Raw genomic sequence first — 788 nt, 5'->3', positions numbered from 1 at the left:
GCAAAGCACATGCTCATGTACGCAGCTCAAACTAACACAGATATATCAGAGCTGAAGTCAGATGAGCAGCGTAAGTTCAGAGCGTCGCTCGTTGCAGATGGTGCCACCAGTGGCGAAATATTTACAGCGATGGGGTTAGCTCGAACACAAGGCTTCGATGATAAAGATACAAATGCGCTTACGGCGGCAACAGTAAGACTCAACCAAGTGTTTCCTGACTTTGACCCTCAAGAGCTAACGAGAGCAATTGGCAATACGGCGAAGGCCTTTGGTGTCAGCATTGATGAAGCGGCTCAGCGCATTGCGGCAATTAGACAGACAACTGGTGATGACAACCATGATCTTTTAGACACCTTCGCAGAGTACGCACCATTACTCGGGGATAAAATTTCATTAGATCAATATTCAGCAGTACTCACTGCAGGTCGCCAGGCTGGCGTATGGAATTACGACAAGCTGGGTGACAGCCTAAAAGAAACCTTCCAAGCTCGATTTAGTGACCAAGGCGAATTCACTAAACTTGTCGGGGGTGGTAATACCGTTGGTGCAATTGAAGCTATCACTGATGACCAAGAGCGTAACAACGTGCGAACGGCAGCACTGAGAATGCGCCATGCGGTAAATACAGGTCAAGGAACCGATGAAGCCTATGCCGCATTCATGCAGAGCTTAGTTCCTGTGATGGAAAAAGCGCCAGGAGTGGTCAAGCCCATCCTCGAAGCGGCAGGTGGTACGATATTGAGTGAGGATGTGGGCATCAAAGGCTTGAAAGCCATGATTGAAGCGCT

1 protein-coding gene is annotated in these 788 nt (G+C 48.9%); it reads left to right on the top strand.

The genetic code is table 11. The features are described 5' to 3' along the window. Positions 1-15: 15 nt before the first annotated feature. The coding region (locus tag QTO06_RS25595) for a phage tail tape measure protein (RefSeq protein ID WP_331410351.1) at positions 16-788 on the top strand (773 nt) is incomplete at its 3' end.

This window comes from Vibrio sp. M260121, from assembly GCF_036533715.1.
Classification (GTDB): Bacteria; Pseudomonadota; Gammaproteobacteria; order Enterobacterales; family Vibrionaceae; genus Vibrio.
The sequence above is the reverse complement of the archived record's forward strand: the minus strand, read 5'-3'. Positions and strand labels throughout refer to the sequence as shown.